Origin of the sequence: Sedimentibacter sp. (assembly GCF_033447055.1) — a bacterium.
Lineage (GTDB): Bacteria > Bacillota > Clostridia > Tissierellales > Sedimentibacteraceae > Sedimentibacter.
Genome location: NZ_JAWQJF010000027.1, coordinates 1 through 5,261, shown reverse-complemented (window position 1 = coordinate 5,261; position 5,261 = coordinate 1). Strand labels below are relative to the sequence as shown.

3 protein-coding genes are annotated in these 5,261 nt (G+C 34.0%); all 3 read left to right on the top strand.

The window, feature by feature from the left end:
* Nucleotides 1–137 precede the first annotated feature (137 nt).
* The gene (locus SA378_RS01670) at nucleotides 138–1,805 is read left to right on the top strand and encodes a hypothetical protein (protein WP_318524257.1); all 1,668 of its coding nucleotides are present in this window, start codon (nucleotides 138–140) and stop codon (nucleotides 1,803–1,805) included.
* A 992-nt stretch (nucleotides 1,806–2,797) separates the two neighbouring features.
* The gene (locus tag SA378_RS01665) at nucleotides 2,798–4,426 is read left to right on the top strand and encodes a redoxin family protein (RefSeq protein ID WP_318524256.1); all 1,629 of its coding nucleotides are present in this window, start codon (nucleotides 2,798–2,800) and stop codon (nucleotides 4,424–4,426) included.
* Nucleotides 4,427–4,907: 481 nt separating this feature from the next.
* Nucleotides 4,908–5,261 (top strand): hypothetical protein (locus SA378_RS01660; RefSeq protein ID WP_318524255.1); only part of this gene is annotated, 354 nt, incomplete at its 3' end.

Here is a 5,261-nt window from a genome sequence, read left to right as displayed (position 1 = left end):
TGCTAATCGGTTGATGAATGAAAATAATGAAAACATTAAACAAGAAGTACTAAACTCTTTTAATAAATCTGTCCAACTTATAGGGGGTTAAGACACTAGATTCATGGACTCTCAATGATAAGGATTCATTTATTTTATTGAAAAATCTGTGTGATTTATTTTCTGATATCCGTATAATAGTAATGCAAACTATTGACGAAATTAACTTCTCAAGCACCCCAAAATCAGAAACAATTCATAGAGACTTCAAAGTACTGCACCTCCTAGCATTAAGTAGAGGACATATTCGAAAAGTTGTCTCTGAATACAATAACAAAAGACATATTGGAGATGAAGACTCTGTTATTCACAAGGTAGTATCAGATTTGGAAGTCTTAAATATTCATAGGACTCCAATGAATTGCTTAACCATTTTAAAAGTTTCAGAGAAATACTATGATGACAGTCCAGTCAACCGGACTAAAATGTTAGAAAGAGTCTTAACACTATTATTTGATAGTGAAGAAATTCCAAATTATAAATCTAAACCAGATGTCACTGATTGTGAGTTTGTTCTAGGATATTTTTGCGAAATGATGATTAAGGAAAACAAGTATCAATTTTCGCGGGAAGAATTTATCTCAACAATTAAGAAATTCTGCATTGAAAACCTTATCGGACTTGAAATCGAAACAGTTTTTGATATTCTCTACTCAAATACCATAATTATAAAAAGAGTAGACCAGTATGTCTTTAGAGCCTCATATTGGGTATATTATTTTGCTGCACAGAGAATGCATCATAGTGATTCTTTCACTGATTACATGTTTGAAAATAAAAGATATCTTGCCTTCCCTGAGATAATAGAATTCTACACAGGTATTGACAGGAGAAGAGGTAATGCTTTAAAAGTATTATTGCAGGATTTGAAAGATACTTGTGATATTGTACATAGTAAAGTCGGGTTACCAGATGGAATGGATCCATATAAATTGGCTAGATGGGAACCGACACCAGAAAGCATTGAAAGGATGCAGAACCTAATAGGTGAGAATGTAATAAAGTCAAGTCTACCTGATTCTGTAAAGGATAAGTATGCAGATAGAACTTATAATCCTATAAGGCCATATGATCAAAGTATTCATCAAATTTTTCATGAATATTCTCTCCATGTATTAATGCAAAGTATTAAGTCCACTTCAAGAGCACTAAGAAACAGTGATTTTGTTGATCCGTCTGTAAAAAGAGACCTATTAAATGAGCTTATGCGGGGTTGGGAACAGATTTCTAAGGTATTACTAGCTTTAACTCCAATTCTTGCTACTGAAGGTGAAGCTGCCTTTGAAGGACAAAACTTCATACTCCATGGTGATTTCGGAGCTACTTTAGAAGAAAGAGCTAATAAGATAATAAAAGTTATTCCAAATAACGTAGTACGATATTTTAAGGATGATCTATTTTCCAATAAAATTGGCCCTTTGTTGTATGACCAAATATCTAATGAGTCAAGTGAACTTAAAAAATTGGAATTAATCCTTCTTCTTATTTATGAGAGACCACCGAATTGGAAAGCACAAGTCCATAAATATATAGTTTCTATCCCCAAAAACTCATTTTATTTGCTTAAGGTTTTAACAGCCTTAGATTTAGAATATCAATATAGTTATTCATCGCCCACAACACTTAAAGAGATTGGTATTCTGATAAAGGTTTGTCTAGCTAAGCATCAATATGGTGATTCAAATCCCAATCCAAACAGATTAAAAATGATTCCAAATAATGCACTTCCTAAGAGGGAGGTAGATGATGAGGAAAAAGTTGAATAAATATTAATGCATAAACTTTGAAATATTTTCGATGAATAAAATGCACCTTGCTGAAATATGATGACATCAGAGTGATTCTGATAGCTCTAATAATATCAAATCTTACAATCCCTTCCCTTCGCTGTCAGGCACATTACGCAAAACTTAAATTTGGATTAATATGCAATTCGGAATTTGCGTAAAGAGCCTTCCAGCCCGTCCCTACCACTCGGCGAGAAAAGCAGCTAAATTAGAAACTTTTATTACATCATACCAACTCCAAAATTTGCCCTACAGCTAACTCACTGGTACATGTAATAAGCTTTCCAACCATGACAATTTTGAGAAATATTCCCAAAACGCTTATTACATATACCAGCCCTCATAATTCCGAATATTCAGTGTTTTATTAGAACCAAAATGAGTATTATAACAAGATGACAAATGGTCTCTTCGCCGTTTAGACAATTCGTGCATCATGACAAATCAATGCCGTTTACCAGGACTTAAAAAATGCTTCTTTACCGAGACAAATTCTGCAACCTTGACAGTTTTAAAATTGGCCCAGCAGCTAACAAGCGGGTATAGGCAATAAGCTTGTCACAATTTTTGCCTCACACCTTGACAATTACATCATGAAACAAAACTTCTCTTCCGTTTACCAATTTAGTGATTCCGGCTCTGGACAACTCCGTTATTCCGAGACAAATTATCTTTCGTCGGGACTGGCAAAAATTGCGCCATACCCTCCTTGCCACCGGGACAGCTTTCTGGCTAAAGTACCAGGACAAGTAATCGGATGGCTGCGTCAGGTAACACTTACTACCCATACCCGCTGGCCGTTATAGTGCATTCGTGCCACGAGACTGACCCAATAAATGCCTAAGCAAACGCACTATAACTCTATAAAAATTGTAATAATTAGCATGAAAATATCGTTTAGCCAGAACATCATATAAATTTTCCAGAATAATTCATAAATTATCCAAAGACTTCCTAATAATCAGACTCATATGAAAAAACAAAGAATTTTGACTCTCTTGATAACAATTTTTGTAGCAATAAATTCATATGCTCAGGAGATACCAACTTCTTCAAATCCAATTCAACCTGGGGAAGTTTTAATTAACGGACATATAAATAATTACAAAGGAGTAGATAAAACAGGTAATTTACACATTAAAGATAATGTAACGGGTATAATGAATCAAGAGGTGTTTCCAATTGACTCAACTGGAAACTTTAAAATATCTTTCGATCTTGTGTGCCCTACTATGAATTCGGGGATGCAGATAGCCAGGACTCAAATCCCATTATACCTAGTACCTGGAGAGACCTATAATGTAACAATAAATGATAATGGCACACATGTTCTTACAGGGGAGAATGGGGAACTAAATATTGAAGTTTATAAGCTCAGAACAGCTATAAATAGCAAGTTTAAGAAAGATATGGAAAAATTAAACCTATATCACAAAAAAACTCAAAGCGATTTCCAATCATTTGAAAACTTCTGCGATGACCTATTAAAAAGAAAAATAAGCTATGTTGATGAATATTGTAAAAAGGTCAGGATCAGTCAAAAAGCAATAGACATTATCAAGCTTGATTTATCTTATGAACCTGCATGGGCTTTGATTATTTATCGTCTAGATTTCTCCTACCCTTACGCGGTGAAACGAAAGGGATTACCTTCAGATTTCTACCAACATTTATATGGCAAATTTCAAATCAATAATCCGGCAGCTATCGGGTCCACATATTATGGCATGTATATCAACAATATAAGGGATATTATGCGGAAGGATTACATTTTGAATGATGGAATTATTGACTACTTCAGAGAAACTAAGAAATTTTCCGATCGGGAATTATTCTTGATTTCTAAATTTTATGATAGGGATACCTCAATTACAAGATCAAAAGAATACCAGGAGTTTTCAGAGTTAAGGCGGGGAGAAATCAATCAGCTCACAAACAAATATTTAACAAAATTACTCTTAGAATCTGTAAAATATTTCCCAAAGGGGATAGGAAGAGATCTGATTATTGCCCACGGGTTTTCAGCGTGCTATTCAAATGATATAACATATTCTCCTTCCCAAGATGAGTGGACCCAAATGGATTCATTGATTTCTAATAAAATCATTCTCTCCTACTTAAGAAAAACAGATCAGTTTTATCAGGCAAAAGCCTTCAAACCATTGAATAACAATACAAACATTCTTCCACCCCTTCTTAAAAATGAAGCTGATAAGGTTTATGAAAAACCTATTGGAAAATATAAGGGTAAAGTTGTATACATAGATTTTTGGGCTACATGGTGTGGCCCTTGCAGACAAGAGATACCTCATGCAAAAGTATTAAGTGCCCATTTCGCTGGACAGGATGTGGTATTTTTGAATTTATGCAATAGATCAGATAAAAAGAATTGGGAAACATTAATTAAATCAGAGAATATGGCTGGGGATCATTATCTTCTTAGCCCTGACGAATATAATATACTATCAAAACTATTTAATATTCTTGGTGTACCTACTTATGCTTTGATAGATAAGGGAGGGAATATCTTTAATAAAAATGCTCCGCGTCCAAGTCAAGGACAAATGACAATTGCTGCAATAGACAAGCTTTTAAGATAATAAACGCACTATAACTTAGGGCTATCTATTTTCTACCTCAGAGACAACAACAATGGTTTATGCATCGTCACCAAGACAAATTAACTATGCCTAGACAACTCGCTGCCGTTTACCAAGACTACGCCATCCTGACAAATTTGCCTGGACAGAAAGACTCACTTTCGACTATTGAGACTGTGTAAAAAACTCACAAGCAACCAGATAATTGAAAGTCTAATATGCAATCTTTGAGTTACAAATAATATAATCGATGTACACTATTTGTTAATTTGCATTAACTGATTATCCTAGGAAATCACATAAATTAAATCCAATGATACTACGTATTATTTCACTCCTCGCCTTGATCTTTCTTCTATCTAATTGCAAATTTAGTAGTTCTGACAATGGAACAAATAAACATATTTCAGATTCTTCCAATCTTGGCAATTTCGCTCCTAGAAAAAATCTTGTCTTTTTATCGCCGACAAGGATTAAACCTATGACGATTGGAACATCGGTACAAGATACAGTCTCTGGAATGTTTGAAAATTACTCATATACTTTATATCCCAATGGACTGTTACGAATGCAAATTGGGGGAAAAACAGAGACAATAAAACTTCAGACTGATGAAATCATTTCAGAGACTTACTTATATTTTTATAAAAATAATCTGTTAATATTCTATGCAGACACTGATATGAATGCATCAGCTAGTTTTATTGAGTGTTTTGATAAGAATTTCCATTTAAAGTGGAGACAGTATATGGGAGGTTTTAATCTCACAAATCCAGCAATTGTTGACTCAATAAGTTTTGTGGCTTCGGTAGGATTTATTGGTAAACTTAACTTA

Coding starts and splice junctions, on each gene's coding strand:
- SA378_RS01665 (WP_318524256.1), top strand. CDS start 2,798: ATGAAAAAACAAAGAATTTTGACTCTCTTGATAACAATTTTTGTAGCA.